Below are 17,539 nucleotides of genomic sequence, written 5' to 3' on the forward strand. Positions count from 1 at the left end.
GCACGGAATTTACCCCTGTAGGAGCGAGCTTGCTCGCGATCTTTTGATCTTGAAAAGCTCGCGAGCAAGCTCGCTCCTACAGAGTGCGGGGCTATTTTTGGACCTCGGGCAGGGCACGGGATTTACCCCTGTAGGAGCGAGCTTGTCTCGCGATCTTTTGATCTTGAAAAGCTCGCGAGGCAAGCTCGCTCCTACAGAATGCGGGGCTATTTTTGGATCTTCGGGCAGGGCACAGGATTTACCCCTGTAGGAGCGAGCTTGTCTCGCGAGCTTTTGATCTTGAAAAGCTCGCGAGGCAAGCTCGCTCCTACGGAATGCGGGGCTATTTTTGGACCCCGGGCAGGGCACGGGATTTACCCCTGTAGGAGCGAGCTTGCTCGCGATCTTTTGATCTTGAAAGGCTCGCGAGCAAGCTCGCTCCTACGGAATGCGGGGCTATTTATGCCCCATGCTTACTATTCCTTCAGGGCGTTGATCAGTGCCCTCAACGCTGCGGGGACGTGACGTCGATTGCTGTAATAAACGTAAAGATCACCAATTGAGCATGTCCACCCTTTCAAGCATCGGACAAGCTGGCCGCTCTCAATTTCAGCTTTTACAAGGTCTGAAAAAACCAGGGCCAATCCTGATCCCGCCAGGGCAGACTCGATCATCATTCGCTGGTCGTCCAGCGTCAGCCTGCCGTTGGTTTCGACGCTTAGCTGTTCTTTCCCCTTGGCAAACTCCCACGGAAAAACCACACCACTGGCGAGGCGGTAGCGAATGCAACTGTGAGCCAAGAGGTCTTCCGGCGTTTTCGGTACGTCATGTCCTTGAAAATATTCCGGCGAGCCAACAACCACAAATTCGAGGGTTTGCTTCAAGGGTATGGCGATCATGTCAGGCCTCAAGCTCCTGCCAAATCGGATGCCCGCGTCAAAACCTCCTGCCACGATATCAATCAGACTGTCGTCGCACGATACATCAACACAAAGACCGGGGTTCTCACGCAAGAGCTTGGCCAGGACCCCACCAAGAATCAGGTGCGCTACGGCCCGGGGCACCGTTAGCTTGACCGTGCCAGAGGGCGTACCGCGAAATTTATTAAGATCGTCCAGTGCACTGGCAACCTCATCGAAAGCAGGCTTGAGGCGTTGCAGTAATTCCTCACCCGGTTCGGTCAAGCTCACAGCTTTGGTGTTGCGGTTGAGCAGTCTGACGCCTAGATGTTGCTCTAGGGTTTTGACTGCATGGCTTATCGCCGAACGTGTGACTCCGCGCTCAATTGCTGCCTTTTGAAAGCTGAGGTGTGTGGCGACAGCAACGAAAGCAGACAGCTCGCTCATCTTCGCTTTCATGTTGAATTTTCCTCACCATTGGATCAAATGTGTTGAGCCATAAATTCTACCCCGGGGCGGGTAGACTCTCCTTCGATTGATGATTGATTGTTAGGAGATTCAAAAATGCGAGCTTATGAAATTGGCGATCAAAGCGGTCTTGATACCTGGAAGCTGGTAGAGCGTCCCGATCCCGAGCCTGGTCGTGGACAGGTTGCGATTCGAGTACACGCGGTGTCACTCAATTTTCGCGATGTGCTGCTGGCAAGCAAGGGCTACGGATTCCCTGTCCATAGCCCTCAGGCTATAGCGGCTTCTGACGGCGCGGGTGAAATCATCGCAATCGGAGAAGGTGTAACGCGCTGGGAAGTCGGCGACCGTGTGGCTGGAATCTTTGTACAGAATTGGTTTGGCGGACGACAACCAGACGATGCCTTTGACAACATGCTCAGCGGCTCGCTCGATGGAATGCTGGCGGAGATCGTCGTTCTCGATCAACAAGGCGTTGTGGCGATCCCTGAGCACATGTCATATCGCGAGGCATCAACCTTGCCGGTAGCAGGTGTGACGGCGTGGAACGCGCTATATGGCCTCAAAGCGCTACAACCCGGCCAGACGGTACTGACCCTGGGTACTGGTGGAGTCTCAATCTTTGCGGCCCAGATAGCCCTTGCCGCAGGTGCCCGGGTTATCACTACATCGTCGAAAGAAGCAAAACTCGTTCAAGTTCGCAAGTTAGGTGCGATAGAGACCATCAATACGAGTACGACGCCGCAGTGGAGCAAGGAAGTTCTGCGACTTACAGGCGGCATGGGCGCTGACTATGTTGTTGAGACGGGGGCGCCGGGAAGCCTCGTTCAATCAATTGCAAGTGCCCGCGCAGGGGGTATTGTCAGTCTGCTTGGAGTGCCTCCCGGCGAAACGATCAATGCCCTGAGCCTTTTACAAACGAGTGCGATTGTGCGAGGGATGATGGTGGGCTCCAGAGAGATGTTCGAAGCACTCAATGCCTTTGCAGGCATAGCCAGGCTTCATCCGATAATTGACAGCGTCTTTGGCTTTGAGCAGGCCACAGAGGCGCTGAAGGCCCTTGCTCAAGGCAACCACTTGGGGAAAATCGTGGTGGATGTTTCAGGTCGACAAGCCTGATTTTCATTACCACGACAGCAGTGACACTGGCCGCCCAGCCGGCAACCTGGGCGGGGCCATTTTTGGACCTTCAGCCAATGCACGGGGATTTCCCCTGTAGGAGCGAGCTTGCCTCGCGAGCTTTTCAAGATCAAAAGCTCGCGAGGCAAGCTCGCTCCTGCAGAGGGCGGGGTTATTTTTAGACCTTCAGGATCCGTCCGCTGATGGCTACGGCCACCAGCATGGCGGCGATCAACAGGAAGGCAATGCTCAGGCTGCTGGCATGGGCGACAAAGCCGATGGCCGCCGGGCCCGCCAGTATCCCCGCATAGCCCAGGGTGGTGATGGCCGGTACGGCAATGTTCTCGGGCATTACGGTTTGTTTGCCGACGGCGGTGTACAGCACCGGCACGATATTGGAACAACCGATACCCACCAGGGCATAGCCGGCCAGGGCCAGTTCCCAGCCCGGCGCCAGGGTTGCCAGGGCCAGCCCGGCTGCGGCGAACAGACCGCCCAGGACTATCACCCGGCGCGCCCCCAGATGTCTGACGATGCTGTCGCCGGTCAAGCGGCCAGCGGTCATGGTCACGGCAAAGGCGGCATAGCCAAGCCCGGCATAGGCTTCGCCGATCTGTTTCTCGGTGGTCAAGAACACCGCGCTCCAGTCGAGCATCGCGCCTTCGGCCAGGAACACGGTAAAACACAGCAGCCCGATAAACAGCACCACGCCGTGGGGCACTGCAAACGCCGGGCCGGTGCTCTCACTGCCGTAAGACAGCAGGTGCGGCGCAGCCTTGAGCAAGGCGGCGAGGGTCAGCACAATCACCACCATAATCGCCCACAGCGGCGTCATCCCCAGCGCCAGAAGGGCGCTGACACCGGCCGCACCGGCAATCCCGCCGACACTGAACAGGCCGTGGAAGCCCGACATCATGTTGCGGCCGCTGGCGCGCTCGACGATCACCGCTTGCAGGTTGATGGTGGAATCAACGACCCCCAGGCCTGCGCCGAATACAAACAATGTGGCGATCAGCAGCGGTATGGAGCTGGCGGTGGCCAGGAGCGGCAGCGCCAGGCAAATCAGCAGGGTGCCGCCAATCGTCACCCGGCGACAGCCAAAGCGCGTGGCCAGCAGGCCGGCGATGGGCATTGCCAGAATCGAGCCCGCACCGAGGCACAGCAGCAACAGGCCAAGGGTGGCTTCATCGAGCCCGGCCCGGGCCTTGGCGTAGGGCACCAGTGGCGCCCATGCGGCCAGTCCGAAACCGGCGATAAAAAAGGCGATGCGGGTCGACATTTGTTCGAGGCGCCCTGGAACAAAAGGCGTCTGAGTGTTGATGGCGGTCATGTTCATCCTTGGGTGTCGGGTCTGTGTCGCGCAGCTGCGCATCATCCTGACATATTTGCGACCTGTGCCGCGAGGGCACTGGTACAGGCACGGGCGGCAGTGGTTGAATGGCGCGCTTGCAAATTCAACTGCCCAAGGTGCGACTTTTATGGACAAGAATCTTCACCCCGCCGTGCAACTGCTGAACCCTGCCGGTCTGTATGACCCTTCGGGCAATGGCTATTCCCATGTGGCCCGCCTGGCGCCGAATGTGCGGTTGGTCTACACCGCGGGTCAGGGGGGAGAGAACGCCGACAGTGAGCTTGCGGCGGATTTCGCCGGGCAGGTACGACAGGCGTTCGCCAACCTGCAGATTGCCCTGGCCGCTGCCGATGCGCAGATCAAGGATGTGGCCAAGCTGACGGTACTGATCGTTGATCACAGTCAGGAGCGCTTGCATATTCTGGGGGCGGAAATTGCGCGGGTCTGGGGAGCGCTACCGGCGCCGGCCTGCACCTTGATTCCGGTGCCGCGCCTGGCGCTGGAGGCGATGCTGTTTGAGGTAGAAGCGGTGGCGGCGGTGGCTGACTGAGGCACCGCAAACACCACAACCTGTAGGAGCGAGCTTGTCTCGCGAGCTCTTTCAAGATCAAAAGCTCGCGAGGCAAGCTCGCTCCTACAGGTCAGGGTCAGGGTTGGGCGGGGCTCAAACCTGCAGCAACCGCTCCCTGAGCTTGCCGATTTCGTCGCGCATTTGTGCCGCGGCCTCGAACTCCAGGTCGCGGGCCAGGGCGTACATTTTTTCTTCCAGCTGGCGGATGCGTTTGCTGATTTCGCTCGGCGAACGCAGTTCGTTTTCGTACTTGGCGTTTTCCTCGGCCGCCTTGGCCATGCCTTTGCGCTTCTTGCTGCGCGAGCCGGGCACCACTGCGCCTTCCATGATGTCGGCGACATCCTTGAATACGCCTTTGGGCGTAATACCGTTGGCCAGGTTAAAGGCGATCTGTTTGTCGCGACGGCGCTCGGTCTCGCCAATCGCCCGTTCCATCGAACCGGTGATGCGGTCGGCGTACAGGATCGCCCGGCCATTGAGGTTACGGGCGGCACGGCCAATGGTCTGGATCAATGAACGCTCGGAACGCAGGAAGCCTTCCTTGTCGGCATCGAGAATCGCCACCAGCGACACTTCGGGCATGTCCAGGCCTTCACGCAGCAGGTTGATCCCCACCAGCACATCGAATACCCCGAGGCGCAAGTCGCGGATGATCTCGACCCGCTCCACGGTGTCGATGTCCGAGTGCAGGTAGCGAACGCGCACGCCGTGGTCGGCCAGGTAGTCGGTGAGGTCTTCGGACATGCGCTTGGTCAGGGTGGTGACCAGCACCCGCTCTTCCAGCGCCACGCGCTTGGCTATTTCGGACAGCAGGTCGTCGACCTGGGTCAGTGCCGGGCGGATTTCGATTTGCGGGTCCACCAGGCCGGTAGGACGCACCACCTGTTCCACGACCCGGCCCGAATGCTCGGCCTCATAGTTGCCGGGGGTAGCCGAGACGAAAATGGTCTGCGGGCTGATGCGTTCCCATTCGTCAAAACGCATCGGCCGGTTATCCAGGGCCGACGGCAAACGAAAGCCGTACTCCACCAGGGTTTCTTTACGCGAACGGTCGCCTTTGTACATGGCGCCCACCTGCGGCACGCTGACGTGGGACTCGTCGATCACCAGCAAGGCGTCGGCCGGCAGGTAGTCGAACAGGGTCGGCGGCGGCGCTCCGGACTCGCGACCGGAGAGGTAGCGCGAGTAGTTTTCGATACCGTTGCAGTAGCCCAGCTCCATGATCATTTCCAGATCGAAGCGGGTGCGTTGTTCAAGACGCTGGGCTTCCACCAGTTTATTGTTGGCGCGCAGGTACTCCAGGCGTTCCTTGAGTTCTTCCTTGATTCCTTCGACTGCGTCCAGCAGGGTTTCCCGGGGCGTCACGTAGTGGCTTTTCGGATAGAAGGTAAAGCGCGGCATCTTGCGGATGACTTCGCCGGTCAGCGGGTCAAAGGCGCTGATGCTTTCGACTTCGTCATCGAACAGTTCGATGCGCACGGCTTCGAGGTCGGATTCGGCCGGGTAGATGTCGATCACATCGCCGCGTACCCGAAACGTCGAGCGGGCGAAGTCCATGTCGTTGCGGGTGTACTGCAGGTCAGCCAGGCGGCGCAGCAGTTCACGCTGGTCGAGTTTGTCGCCACGATCGACGTGCAAGACCATCTTCAAATAGGTTTCCGGGCTGCCCAGGCCGTAGATGCACGACACCGTGGTGACGATGATTGCGTCCTTGCGCTCCAGCAACGCCTTGGTTGCAGACAGGCGCATTTGCTCGATGTGGTCGTTGATCGAGGCGTCCTTCTCGATAAAGGTATCGGAGGAGGGCACGTAGGCTTCGGGCTGGTAGTAGTCGTAGTACGAGACGAAGTATTCCACCGCGTTGTTCGGGAAGAACGACTTGAACTCGCCATACAGCTGCGCCGCGAGGGTTTTGTTGGGAGCCAGCACCAGGGTCGGGCGATTCACATGGGCGATCACGTTGGCGATGCTGAAGGTCTTGCCCGAACCCGTTACCCCGAGCAGGGTCTGGTGCGACAGCCCGGCCTCGATGCCTTCGATCATCTGGCGAATGGCTTCGGGTTGATCGCCTGCGGGCTCGAAGCGGGTAACTAGCTGGAAATCGGGCATAACGGACCTCTGGGTCGCATCTATCAAAGGCTTGGACCTTGGTAGATCGAGAAAGACTGCATGCGACGCAAGCCGCAGGAGAAAACAGGATACGGCTAAATATGGAGGTCGTGACTGACTGTTTCAAGGCGCCGTTCTGACATGGACATCGGAGCAAAGCATGCAATTGGACCAGTGGCTCGAAAATAAAGGCAAATACTTGGCCAAAACCGGGAATCCCCTGTTGCCCGAATCGCTATCGCCTTTATACTTGCTCCCCGTTTGTGCACCGCTCTAGTGCAATCGGCTGGAGCGTTGTCACCCCCTCCATTCCCCATTCAGAGCCGCCGTAATAATGAGCCTGTTCTCCGCTGTCGAAATGGCACCACGCGATCCTATCCTGGGCCTCAACGAAGCATTTAACGCCGATACTCGTACCAGCAAAGTGAATCTGGGGGTCGGTGTTTACTGCAACGAGGAGGGACGAATTCCACTCTTGCGTGCCGTTGTCGAAGCCGAAACGATCCGGGTTGCTCAGCATGCATCCCGTGGCTACCTGCCGATCGATGGCATCGCCGCCTACGACCAAGCCGTGCAAAAGCTGCTGTTCGGTGCCGAATCGCCGCTGCTGGCCGCTGGCCGTGTGATCACCACCCAGGCCGTGGGTGGCACCGGTGCACTGAAAATCGGTGCCGACTTCATCAAGCAGCTGCAGCCGGGTGCTGTGGTCGCCATCAGCGATCCAAGCTGGGAAAACCATCGCGCATTGTTCGAAGCTGCCGGTTTCCCGGTGCAGAACTATCGCTACTACGACGCTGCCAGCCATGACGTAAACCGTGCCGGCATGCTCGAAGACCTCAACGCCTTGCCGACTGGCTCCGTGGTTGTGCTGCACGCGTGCTGCCACAACCCGACCGGCGTCGATCTGACGGCGGCCGACTGGCAGAACGTGCTGGACGTGGTCAAGGCCAAAGGCCTGATCCCGTTCCTGGACATGGCCTACCAGGGTTTTGGTGACGGCATTGACGAAGACGCCGCAGCAGTGCGCCTGTTCGCCGAGTCGGGCCTGAGCTTCTTCGTTTCCAGCTCGTTCTCCAAGTCGTTCTCGCTGTACGGCGAGCGCGTGGGTGCATTGTCGGTCATCACCCAGTCGAAGGATGAGAGCGCCCGGGTTCTGTCCCAGGTCAAGCGTGTGATCCGCACCAACTACTCCAACCCGCCGACCCACGGTGCAACCATCGCCGCAGCGGTGCTCAACAGCCCTGAGCTGCGTGCAATGTGGGAAGAAGAGCTGGCTGAAATGCGCCTGCGCATTCGCGGCATGCGTCTGCAAATGGTAGAGCTGCTGTCGAAGAAGGCTCCGGGGCGCGATTTCAGCTTTGTTGCGCGTCAGCGTGGCATGTTCTCGTACTCCGGCCTGACCGTTGAGCAAGTGGCGCGTCTGCGTACCGAGTTCGGTATCTATGCCCTCGACACCGGCCGTATCTGCGTCGCTTCTTTGAATCAGCGCAACATTGAAGCGGTTACCGATGCGATTGTTCAGGTCATCTGAATAATCCCTGAGAAGTCATCGAAAGTGTTGACTTCTCTTTTTATATCAGTAAGATAGACGCCATTCCGCGATAGCTCAGTTGGTAGAGCAAATGACTGTTAATCATTGGGTCCCTGGTTCGAGTCCAGGTCGTGGAGCCAGATAGTAAAAAAGCCGCTAGCGATAGCGGCTTTTTTTTGCCCGTGATTTTTTGCCCGGGCCCGGGTCGAAGCGGGCCTGCCTGGCGATGATCTGAAAAACGCCGCGTCCAACAGCAGTCACGGGTTTTATCGTCGATCATCGCCGGCCGGCGCTTACCGGGGGGGCTGATCGCCCTCACGCAAATGCCCAAGCAGCGCCTGCAGGGGATGCAGCAATTCTTTGCCGTCCTGGCGCTTGACCTGGCTTCTGCAGGAATACCCGTCCGCCAGTAGCGTACCGTCGCCGTGATGCTGTTCTACCAGTGGCTGCCACGATTGCGAGTAGATGATCTGCGAAGTTTTGACGTTGCGTGTTTCATGGCCGTAAGTGCCGGACATGCCACAGCAACCGCTGGGCAAAACCTTGAGGCTCAGCCCCCATCCTGCGAATACCTTTTGCCACAGATCAATGCTCGCGGGCTCATTGGTGCGCTCTGTGCAATGGGGCAAGAAGTGAAAGACCTTTTGCGCGGCGGCCGGTGGCTGGATCGGCATGGCGCTCACCAGCCACTCCTGCGCCAGGGCAACCTGGGGCACCGTGCCGTGATCCAGGGTCTTGGCATATTCCTGGCGGTAGACCAGGGTCATCGCCGGGTCCAGTCCCACCAGCGGCACGCCGCAGTTTTGCAGGGCCAGCAGGCCCCGGGCATTGTGGGTTGCGGCTTTCTTGAAGGCGCCCAGCAAGCCTTGCACCTGAAGGGGTTTGCCATTGGCCGAGAACGGCGCGAGGTAGACCTGATAGCCAAGCCGCGCGATCAGCTCTATCCACTGTGCGGCCAGCGGCGTCTCGAAGTAGCGGGTGAATGCATCCTGCACCAGGATGACGCTGCGCTTGCGCTGCTGCGGGGTCAGTCGGGACAGGGTTTTGACCGTCGCCGTCTGCACCTTCCATGTGGCGCACAGCTGCTCGAAGTTCATCAGGCTCAGCAGCGGGCTATCGACCATGCCGACCCCATGTTCAAGCATCCACTTGACCGGCCTGGCGCCCAGCATGGCGTTGTACAGCCTCGGGAAGCGGGCAATAACGGGAATGCTGAACTCCAGTGAGCCGACCACGTAATCCTTGAGCGGGCGCAGGTAACGACTGTGATAAAGCTCAAGAAAGCGCGCCCTGAAGTCCGGGACATTGACCTTGACCGGGCACTGTCCGGCGCAGGATTTACAGGCCAGGCAACCGCTCATGGCCTCGTAGACTTCGTGGGAGAAATCCTTTTGCCCCAACTGTCGGGCGAGGGTGTTGCGGGCTTTGCCAAGCCAGTGCCCGAGGGCCGAAGCTGGCGCTTGATTGCCCAGTACGTCCACGCCCTGGGCCCCTTGCAGGCGCAACCATTCGCGTATCAGGGAGGCGCGGCCCTTGGGTGAGTGGATGCGGTTGCGGGTGGCTTTCCAGGATGGGCACATGGCGTCATCGGGATCGAAGTTGTAGCAGGCGCCATTGCCATTGCACTGAACGGCGGTCTGATAGCTTTGCCACACCCGTTGATCTATCTGGCGATCGAGGTCGCCGCGCAACGGGACTTCGTCGACCCGGGTCAATGCGGCTGCAGCCAGCGTCGCCGGTGTGGCAATTTTCCCCGGGTTCAACTGGTTGAACGGGTCAAATACTGCCTTGATGGCCTGGAGCGAGGGGTAAAGCCCGGCAAAAAACTCAGGCACATATTCAGAGCGCAGGCCTTTGCCGTGTTCGCCCCACAGCAGGCCACCGTACTTTTTCGTCAGTGCCGCGACGGCGTCCGAAAGCGGGCGGATCAGTGCCGCCTGCTGCGGGTCTTTCATATCAAGGATCGGCCTGACGTGCAGGACGCCGGCATCCACATGACCGAACATCCCGTATTCGAGGCCGTGGCTATCGAGCAGGTCGCGAAACTCGGCGATGTAGTCCGCCAGATTCTCCGGTGGCACGGCGGTGTCTTCGACAAATGGCTGGGGCCTGGCTTCGCCCTGGACATTGCCCAGTAGCCCCACTGAGCGTTTGCGCATGCTGTAGACACGTTTCACCGCCTCGCTGCCGACGGCCAGGGTATGGCCCAGACGGCTGACGCTGGTGTCGGACTTCAGGTGCCGGGTGAAGTCATGCACGCGCTGCTCCAGGCGCTGCAGGTCATCGTCGCTGAATTCGATCAGGTTGATGCCCAGGGTGGGGCGGGCGGGGTCCTGGGGGAAATATTCAGCCACGCCGTGCCAGACGATGTCCTGCATCGCGAGCATCAGTACTTTTGAATCCACGGTCTCGATCGACAGCGGCTTGAGCGCCATCAGTGCCTTGGCATCGCGCAACGCGTCCATGAAACCGGCGTAGCCCACGTTGACCAGAATGCTATGGCGGGGGATCTGCAGCACATTGAGCCGGGCCTCGACAATGAACCCCAGGCTGCCCTCGGAACCGCACAGCACGCTGTTGAGATTGAAGCGGCCATCGGGTTCGCGCAGGTGGGCCAGGTCGTAGCCGGTGAGGCAGCGATTGAGCTTGGGAAAAATGTCCTGGATCAGCTGTTGCTGGTTGTCGGCAATCTCCTGGGTGCAGCGATAGACCTCGCCGATCATGTCCTGGCGGCTGGCTTGCTGCCGGGCATGGCCGGCCTCCACGGCCTGGCTGTCGAGCCTGTTGCCGCCCAGCAGGATGGTGGACAGCGCCAACACGTGGTCGCGGGTTTTGCCATAGGTGCAGCTGCCCTGGCCGCTGGCATCGGTATTGATCATTCCGCCAATGGTGGCCCGGTTCGAGGTGGACAGCTCGGGGGCAAAGAACAGGCCGTGGGGCTTGAGCGCAGCGTTCAGCTGATCTTTGACCACGCCGCTTTGTACCCGCACCCAGCGCTCCTCAACGTTGATCTCGAGAATCCGGTTCATGTGCCTTGAGAGGTCGACAATCACGCCGTCGGTGAGGGACTGGCCGTTGGTGCCGGTACCGCCTCCGCGGGCCGTCAGTACCACCGAGCGGAACCGGGGCTGGGCTGCGAGTCTGGCCACTCGCCCGACGTCAGCGTCATGCTTTGGAAACACGGCGGCCCGGGGCAGACGTTGATAGATTGAATTGTCGGTGGCCAGCACCGTGCGTGAACCATGATCGCTGGCGATCTCGCCCTCGAACCCTTCGTTTTTCAGTTGCTGCACAAAAGCCTGGTAGATGTCTTGCGGGCTGTTCGTGGGGGCGAGGCGGGCGATCATTGACGGCGTTTCCTGCTGAGTGAATTCGTTTCTGTATTCGCTTAACGTATGCTTGTTTGTCAGTCGGGCTTAGAGCGAAATTGGGTATAACCCCATTGTCAGGGCTACGACTTGGGCAGACAAACGTAAAACACGCAGCATTTGCATGAGGTTTATGAATGAATCCGAGGCGCCTCACCCCCTCGATGTCGGTACTGGTGGCTTTCGAAGCAGCGGCCAGGCATTGCAGTTTCACCAAGGCAGCGGATGAGTTGTCACTGACCCAAAGTGCTGTCAGCCGCCAGGTGCAGGCACTGGAGGCTTTGCTCGGGGTCGATCTGTTCCATCGCGAAGGGCGGCGTATCGAGCTGACGGCTGCCGGAGCCCTGTATCAACATGAGCTGGCAGCGGCGCTGGGGCGAATCCGTAGCGCGACGCTGCAGACCATTGCCTTCAGCTCCCGGGGCGGGACACTGCACCTGGCGGTTCTGCCCACGTTCGGTTCGAAGTGGTTGCTGCCGCGCATGAATGACTTCTACACCCGGCACCCCGAGATCGTGGTGCATATCCATTCGCGCATCATGCACGCCGACCTGGCCAGCGCTGCGGGCGAGATGAACGCGATCATCGTGGCGGGCGCAGGGCCGTGGCCGGGCTTTATCTCGCACAAGCTGCTGACTGAAACACTGGTGGTGGTGGCCAGTCCTGCCGCGCTGCCTGAATACGCCGGGATGAGTCCGGCAGACCTTGCTGCCAGTCATTCGCTGCTCAGTGTGGTGTCACGGCCCAACGCCTGGTCGGACTGGTTTGAGCGCCACGGCCTGGATCATCGGGCGATGCGTCCGGGGCCGGGTTTCGAGCTGACGGGGCATCTGATTCAGGCGGTAGTGGCAGGCATCGGTATTGGCCTGGTGCCAAGGGTGCTGGTGCAGGACGAAATCAGGGCGGGCACCCTGGTGACACTGTTCGAGCCCCTGGAAAGCGGCAGGAGCTACTACCTGGCCTATGCCAACCGGTACCAGAACCTGCCGTCACTGATTGCCTTCAGTGAATGGCTGCAAAGCCTGCCGTTTCCGGACAATTGAGAGCGCCCCCTAGTTGAAGTTCTGTTCAAACAGCGCCACCTGATCCGGGGTGATCAGCTTGAAGGGCACCCAGATTTCAGGCTCGACGGGCTCGCCCTTGATCAGCTTCAGGGCGACATCCACGGCCTTGCTTGACTGGGCTTTGGGGTCCTGGAATACGGAAGCTGCGAGCTGGCCGCGCTTGATCGCCGCGAGGCCGTCGGGCAGGCCGTCGATGCCGACCACCGGGATCTCGCCCTTGGTCTTGCCGGCCTGCTGCAACGCCATGGCGGCGCCAATGGCCATTTCGTCATTGTTGGCGATGATGGCATCGAACGGGATGCCCGCCAGCAACCAGTTACTGGTCAGATCCATCCCTTTGTTGCGGGTCCATTCGCCACTTTGTTCCTCGACAATCCTGATCCCGGGATAATCCTTGAGCACCTGCTTGACCCCTTCGGTACGATCATGGGTGGCGTTCTGCGCCAGATCGCCCTTGATGATGACCACATTGCCTTTGCCGCCGAGCTTCTCGGCCAGAAAACGCATCTGTAGCTGGCCGGCCTCGATGTCATTGGAGGCCACTGTGACCACGCCTGCGGGCAGCTCCCTGGTGTCGGGGTGGCGGTTGACATACACCAGTGGAATCTTCGCTTCGACGGCCGCCCGGGTCATGCGCGCGGTACCGCCGGTGTCGGCCGGCAGCACTATCACCGCATCCACCTGCTGACTGAGAAAGTCCTGCACCTGATTGAGCTGGCGTACCACATCGCCCTGGGCGTCGACGAACTGGATCTGGATGTTTTCCCGCCTGGCGGCGTCTTGCAGGCCGCTGCGTATATAGGTCATGAAGTTATCGTCGACCTTGGCGATGCTCACGCCGATACGGTAATCGGCAAGCGCCAGTGAGCTGGCGAGCAATAGCAGCGGGGCAAGAAAAAGAGAGCGGCAGCGCATGGGGGGTTTCCTTTTGTTGTTATGAACAGGCCTTTACGTTGAAACCTGTAATCGTTGACGAGTCGCGAGGCTGCGATCGGGGGCGCCGCAGCCGTAATAGAATCCATCGATTGCAACGGCTCGCAGCATCGTTCCTCGTCAGCGACTACGGGCGGGGCAGGGTGAACGCTTGCCGGAAGCGCTCAAGGGCCAGCTCACTGTCGCCCGAGGCCCAGCCTTCCAGTCCCACCACGCCGCTGTAGCCGATGCCGTGCAAGGCTCTGGCGATGGCCGGGTAATGGATCTCGCCGGTTCCGGGTTCCTTGCGCCCCGGAACATCCGCCACCTGGATTTCGCCAATGGCCGGCCCCGCGCGCTGGATCAGCTCGATGAGGTTTCCTTCGCCGATCTGTGCATGGTAAAGGTCCAGATTCAGTTTCAGGTGCGGGCTGGCAACGGCTTCGATCAACGCCAGGGTGTCCTCGGCGCGGGCGAACGGGGTGCCGGGGTGGTCCACCTGTGTGTTGAGGTTTTCCAGCAAGAACACCTTGCCGGCCGCTTCCCCCAGCCTGGCAATTTGCTCCAGGGTCTTGCAGGCACTCAGCCACATGCGGCCAGTGGTATGGCTGACCGGCTTGACCGGCAAGCCCTGGTCGCCCAGGCCGGTGCCGTGCAGGTTGAGGCTCGGGCAGTTCAGCTGCGCGGCCACGGCCAGTGATTCCCGGGCGCTGTCGAGCAACTGGCGAATGCCTTCGGGTTCAGTCAGGGTGCCCGAGATGTAGCCGGTCATGGAGGTGAAGTCGGCGCCGGTGGCAATCAGGGCGGCGATGTCCTTGTTGGTCCAGTCCCAGATTTCAACGCTGAAGCCCTGGGCATGAATACGTTTGACGCGTTCGGTGAACGGCAGGTCGAGAAACACCATTTCGGCACTCACCGCCAGTTTGAACGGAATAAAACCCATGCTGTTGCTCCTTAAAGGCGGACAGGTCCGGCCTGTTGCACTGACTCGATACAGGCGCGGGCAATGGCCAGCGCGGCGCGGGCGTCTTCGCCGCTGGCCAGTGGTTTGCTGCCCGTGCGAACGCAGTCGACGAAATGATTGAGCTCGGCAATATAGGCATCGCGCAACAGCTCAGTGTCGAGGCGCCGGGTCTCTATCTGGATCCCGTCGCCCAGGTAGCCGACCTTGTCCGATCGGGCGATGCTGCCCATGGTCAGCATGCCGCCACTGCCGAAGACCTCGCCGCGCACGTCATAACCATACACGGCCTGGAAGTTGGCCTCGGCGGTGGCGATCGCACCGTTGTCGAAGCGGATCGTCACCACTGCGGTGTCCAGCAGGCCCTTGCTTTTGTAGGCGGGCGCGACCAGCGCGTCGGCCATCACGAAGACTTCGACCGCTTCGGCACCGGGGTTCAAGTAGCGCAGGGTGTCGAAGTCATGAATCAGGGTTTCCAGGAATATCGTCCACTGGGGCACCCCGGCCGGGTTGCTCAGGCCGGGGTCCCGGGTCAGCGAACGCAGCAATTGCACAGTGCCGATGCGGCCGGCGAGTACATCCAGGTGGGCATCACGAAAGCCCCGGACAAAACGGCGGTTGAAACCCACCTGCAAGGTCACGTTGGCCCTGGCGGCAGCGGCGATGGCACGGTCGGCTTCCTCCAGGGTGATGGCCATGGGTTTTTCGCAAAAAATGCTTTTGCCGGCCTCGGCGGCGCTGATCACCAGTTCGGCGTGGCTGCGGGCGGGGGCGGCAATCAGGATGGCGTCGACTTGCGGATCATCCAGCAGTTGCTGCGGATCGCTGTAGACCCGTTGTACCCCCAGTGTCTCGGCCAGTCGCGCAGCCTGGCCCGGGGTCGGGTCGGCGATGGCAACCAGACGTGCGCCCGGAATATGCAGGGCCGCCGTCTGACCATGAAAACTGCCCATGCGCCCGGCACCGATGAGGCCCAGGCGGATAGTTTTAAGCGTGCTCATGTAATGACTCCTTTTATTGTTGTTCGCAGTTGGCTGAGCAGCTGGAAGCGCAGGTGCTCACCAGACCCAGGAGCAAAGCCTGTGCCAATGTTCAAGTTATTGAAAAATAACGATTTAAAATTAAATGCTTAAGTAGTCATGTCCATATTTCAGACATGTCTATGCTGACATGTCTAAAACATGGACATGGAAGCGACCGCACATGACGGTTGATCAATTGATGGTGTTTAGTTCCGAAGACCTCAATTACATTACCGCCCTGGGGCCTGCCTCACTGGGGGAGGGCCCCATCGTTGAGGTGCAGCAGGCCTGGCAGGATTGCCTCAGTGGCAGCGCAACGCGGCCGGCCGGGGTTAGGCAGGTGATTTGGGACTCGTGGCAGCGCAGCCTGACTTGCGGGATAGATCCGCAGGATTGCGCCTACCGTTTTGTCGACCCGCAGATGCTGGCCGCCAGGCTGGAACTCAATCGCCATCTGATTGCCGGCGCAGCACAGGTCATGACCGGGTTGCTGGCCTACAACCCCCGCGGGCACATCAATCTCACCGATGCCGAGGGCGTGACCTTGCACTTTTGTGGCCTGGACCTGACGCCGGTCGGCAGTCGCCTGCTGGAGACGGTGCAGGGCACCAACTGCACCGGGCTGGCCATCGCCGAGGACCGTCCGGTGTATGTACTGGCTGAAGAAAATTTTGCCACGGCTTTGCGCCAGCGCCGCATGCACTGCGCTGCGGCACCGATCCGCGATGCCCAGGGCAAGACCTTGGGCATGCTGACCCTGACGGCCGAGCCGGGGTGGTTCCACTTTCACACCCTGGGCACGGTGCAGGCGGCGGCCGAGGCGGTATCGCGGCAGTTGGCGCTGCAGGAACTGCTGGAGCAGCAACAGGCGGTGCTCGAGGTACTCAACGAGGGGCTGGTGGTGCTGGACGGTCAAGGCCGGATCAAGGCCATCAACCGCTATGGCCGGCAATTGTTCCGCGTCGGGCTGGATGTGCTGGGTTGCCCGTTCCGCCAGCTGGGGCAAAGCGAGCTGACGGATGAGATTTTGCTCCACTCAGGGGAAAGCCTGCGCGATCTGGATTGCACCTTTGTACTGCCTGATCGCAGCCACCTGGCCTGTCTGGTCTCGGTGTGTTCCCTGGAGCAGGGCGGACGCATTGTGTCGCTGCGCGAGCACCGACGAATTCGTGAAATCACCCGGCGCATCATCGGCACCCAGGCGACCTATACCTTTGACACCATTGAGGGGCAGTCCCGGGCTATTGAAGATGCTTTGCATCTGGGGCGGATTGCCAGCCGCAGCGATTCAACCACGCTGATTCTGGGCGAAAGCGGCACCGGCAAAGAACTCTTCGCCCAGGCTATCCACAATGCCAGCGAGCGGGCCAGTGGCGCCTTCGTGGCGGTCAATTGCGGCGCCATCCCCCGTGATCTGGTGCAAAGCGAACTCTTCGGTCATGTCGAAGGGGCCTTTACCGGCTCGGCGCGTGGAGGCTCGGCGGGGAAGTTCGAACTGGCCGATGGCGGTACCATTTTTCTGGATGAAATCGGCGATATGTCCTTCGATGCCCAGGTCAGCCTGTTGCGGGTGCTGCAGGAGGGTGAAGTGACGCGGGTGGGGGCCAAGAAGTCGCAACGGGTGGATGTGCGGATTATTGCCGCCACCCACCGCAACCTGAGTCAGGCCGTGGCTGATGGAGCTTTTCGCGAGGATCTGTATTACCGCCTGAATGTGCTCAACCTGACGGTTCCGCCATTGCGCATGCGCCGTGAAGACATTGCGCTGCTGGCCCGGCATTTCCTCGGCCGTTGCGCCCGTTCACTGCGCAAGGCGGTGCTGGGCATATCCCCGCAGGCTCTGGCCATGTTGACGGCCCATAGCTGGCCGGGAAATGTCCGGGAGCTGGAAAACGTGATCGAACGCGCCACCAATCTGGCCGCAACCGCGCAGATCGAGGTGGGCGACCTGCCACTGGACATCGTTCAGGGGCAACCGCGGGTCGCGCTGGAAGATGTGCCCGAGCCTGGCGCCGGGCCGGGTTTGGGGGCCGTGGAAGCGAATGCGATCTGCGCGGCGCTGCGAGATACAAAAGGCAATATCCGCCTGGCCGCGCAGCAGTTACAGGTGTCCCGCGCAGGCCTGTACAACAAGATCAAGCGCTTCGGGCTCAGCGTCGACGCCTATCGCCCGGGGGTCGATTAG

The 17,539-nt window shown here is 60.4% G+C and carries 12 protein-coding genes and 1 tRNA gene; 6 read left to right on the plus strand and 7 right to left on the minus strand.

Annotation, left to right across the window (positions count from 1 at the left end; translation table 11 throughout):
• Nucleotides 1-455 precede the first annotated feature (455 nt).
• Nucleotides 456-1,337 carry a LysR family transcriptional regulator gene (locus tag WG29040_RS14610; RefSeq protein ID WP_127196419.1) on the minus strand — a complete coding sequence of 294 codons (882 nt, stop codon included), beginning with the start codon at nt 1,335-1,337 and terminating at the stop codon, nt 456-458.
• Nucleotides 1,338-1,442: 105 nt separating this feature from the next.
• Here WG29040_RS14610 and WG29040_RS14615 point away from each other — a divergent pair, with 105 nt between their 5' ends.
• Nucleotides 1,443-2,465, plus strand: coding sequence for an NAD(P)-dependent alcohol dehydrogenase (locus tag WG29040_RS14615; protein ID WP_127196420.1), 1,023 nt, complete (start codon nt 1,443-1,445; stop codon nt 2,463-2,465).
• Between the two features lie 178 nt (nt 2,466-2,643).
• Here WG29040_RS14615 and WG29040_RS14620 read toward each other — a convergent pair whose 3' ends face one another.
• On the minus strand, nt 2,644-3,795 hold the full coding sequence (locus WG29040_RS14620) for an MFS transporter (RefSeq protein ID WP_010657443.1): 1,152 nt from the start codon (nt 3,793-3,795) through the stop codon (nt 2,644-2,646).
• Nucleotides 3,796-3,943: 148 nt separating this feature from the next.
• Between WG29040_RS14620 and WG29040_RS14625 the strand changes: the two genes are divergently transcribed.
• Complete coding sequence (locus tag WG29040_RS14625) at nt 3,944-4,366, plus strand: RidA family protein (RefSeq protein ID WP_003446282.1); 423 nt, start codon at nt 3,944-3,946, stop codon at nt 4,364-4,366.
• Between the two features lie 114 nt (nt 4,367-4,480).
• Here the strand turns inward: WG29040_RS14625 and uvrB are convergent, their stop codons facing one another.
• Complete coding sequence (uvrB, locus tag WG29040_RS14630) at nt 4,481-6,496, minus strand: excinuclease ABC subunit UvrB (protein WP_003446281.1); 2,016 nt, start codon at nt 6,494-6,496, stop codon at nt 4,481-4,483.
• A 334-nt stretch (nt 6,497-6,830) separates the two neighbouring features.
• Between uvrB and WG29040_RS14635 the strand changes: the two genes are divergently transcribed.
• Entirely contained in the window at nt 6,831-8,027 is a 1,197-nt protein-coding gene (locus WG29040_RS14635; protein ID WP_010657441.1) for an amino acid aminotransferase, read from the plus strand.
• Nucleotides 8,028-8,091: 64 nt separating this feature from the next.
• Nucleotides 8,092-8,167, plus strand: a tRNA-Asn gene (locus tag WG29040_RS14640).
• A gap of 153 nt (nt 8,168-8,320) precedes the next feature.
• Here WG29040_RS14640 and WG29040_RS14645 read toward each other — a convergent pair.
• The gene (locus tag WG29040_RS14645; protein WP_127196421.1) at nt 8,321-11,374 is read right to left on the minus strand and encodes an FAD-binding and (Fe-S)-binding domain-containing protein; all 3,054 of its coding nucleotides are present in this window, start codon (nt 11,372-11,374) and stop codon (nt 8,321-8,323) included.
• 158 nt (nt 11,375-11,532) lie between these two features.
• On the opposite strand from WG29040_RS14645, the gene WG29040_RS14650 reads away from it, so the two are divergent.
• Complete coding sequence (locus WG29040_RS14650) at nt 11,533-12,438, plus strand: LysR substrate-binding domain-containing protein (protein ID WP_003446278.1); 906 nt, start codon at nt 11,533-11,535, stop codon at nt 12,436-12,438.
• Between the two features lie 9 nt (nt 12,439-12,447).
• Here the strand turns inward: WG29040_RS14650 and WG29040_RS14655 are convergent, their stop codons facing one another.
• The 3 genes from WG29040_RS14655 to WG29040_RS14665 form a co-directional block, all read right to left on the minus strand.
• On the minus strand, nt 12,448-13,374 hold the full coding sequence (locus WG29040_RS14655; RefSeq protein WP_010657438.1) for a sugar ABC transporter substrate-binding protein: 927 nt from the start codon (nt 13,372-13,374) through the stop codon (nt 12,448-12,450).
• 145 nt (nt 13,375-13,519) lie between these two features.
• Complete coding sequence (locus WG29040_RS14660) at nt 13,520-14,314, minus strand: TIM barrel protein (RefSeq protein ID WP_003446276.1); 795 nt, start codon at nt 14,312-14,314, stop codon at nt 13,520-13,522.
• A gap of 11 nt (nt 14,315-14,325) precedes the next feature.
• Nucleotides 14,326-15,333, minus strand: coding sequence for a Gfo/Idh/MocA family oxidoreductase (locus tag WG29040_RS14665; protein ID WP_127196422.1), 1,008 nt, complete (start codon nt 15,331-15,333; stop codon nt 14,326-14,328).
• A gap of 202 nt (nt 15,334-15,535) precedes the next feature.
• Here WG29040_RS14665 and WG29040_RS14670 point away from each other — a divergent pair, with 202 nt between their 5' ends.
• A complete protein-coding gene (locus tag WG29040_RS14670) occupies nt 15,536-17,539 on the plus strand; it encodes a sigma-54-dependent Fis family transcriptional regulator (protein WP_127196423.1) in 2,004 nt (667 codons plus the stop codon).

It is taken from the genome of Pseudomonas sp. PAMC 29040 (assembly GCF_003994535.1).
GTDB classification, from domain to species: Bacteria; Pseudomonadota; Gammaproteobacteria; order Pseudomonadales; family Pseudomonadaceae; genus Aquipseudomonas; species Aquipseudomonas paraversuta.

Excerpts from the sequence above, each read along its gene's own strand:
- WG29040_RS14610 (WP_127196419.1), bottom strand. The coding sequence starts at position 1,337 with ATGAAAGCGAAGATGAGCGAGCTGTCTGCTTTCGTTGCTGTCGCCACA.
- WG29040_RS14615 (WP_127196420.1), top strand. The coding sequence starts at position 1,443 with ATGCGAGCTTATGAAATTGGCGATCAAAGCGGTCTTGATACCTGGAAG.
- WG29040_RS14620 (WP_010657443.1), bottom strand. The coding sequence starts at position 3,795 with ATGACCGCCATCAACACTCAGACGCCTTTTGTTCCAGGGCGCCTCGAA.
- WG29040_RS14625 (WP_003446282.1), top strand. The coding sequence starts at position 3,944 with ATGGACAAGAATCTTCACCCCGCCGTGCAACTGCTGAACCCTGCCGGT.
- uvrB (WP_003446281.1), bottom strand. The coding sequence starts at position 6,496 with ATGCCCGATTTCCAGCTAGTTACCCGCTTCGAGCCCGCAGGCGATCAA.
- WG29040_RS14635 (WP_010657441.1), top strand. The coding sequence starts at position 6,831 with ATGAGCCTGTTCTCCGCTGTCGAAATGGCACCACGCGATCCTATCCTG.
- WG29040_RS14645 (WP_127196421.1), bottom strand. The coding sequence starts at position 11,374 with ATGATCGCCCGCCTCGCCCCCACGAACAGCCCGCAAGACATCTACCAG.
- WG29040_RS14650 (WP_003446278.1), top strand. The coding sequence starts at position 11,533 with ATGAATCCGAGGCGCCTCACCCCCTCGATGTCGGTACTGGTGGCTTTC.
- WG29040_RS14655 (WP_010657438.1), bottom strand. The coding sequence starts at position 13,374 with ATGCGCTGCCGCTCTCTTTTTCTTGCCCCGCTGCTATTGCTCGCCAGC.
- WG29040_RS14660 (WP_003446276.1), bottom strand. The coding sequence starts at position 14,314 with ATGGGTTTTATTCCGTTCAAACTGGCGGTGAGTGCCGAAATGGTGTTT.
- WG29040_RS14665 (WP_127196422.1), bottom strand. The coding sequence starts at position 15,333 with ATGAGCACGCTTAAAACTATCCGCCTGGGCCTCATCGGTGCCGGGCGC.
- WG29040_RS14670 (WP_127196423.1), top strand. The coding sequence starts at position 15,536 with ATGACGGTTGATCAATTGATGGTGTTTAGTTCCGAAGACCTCAATTAC.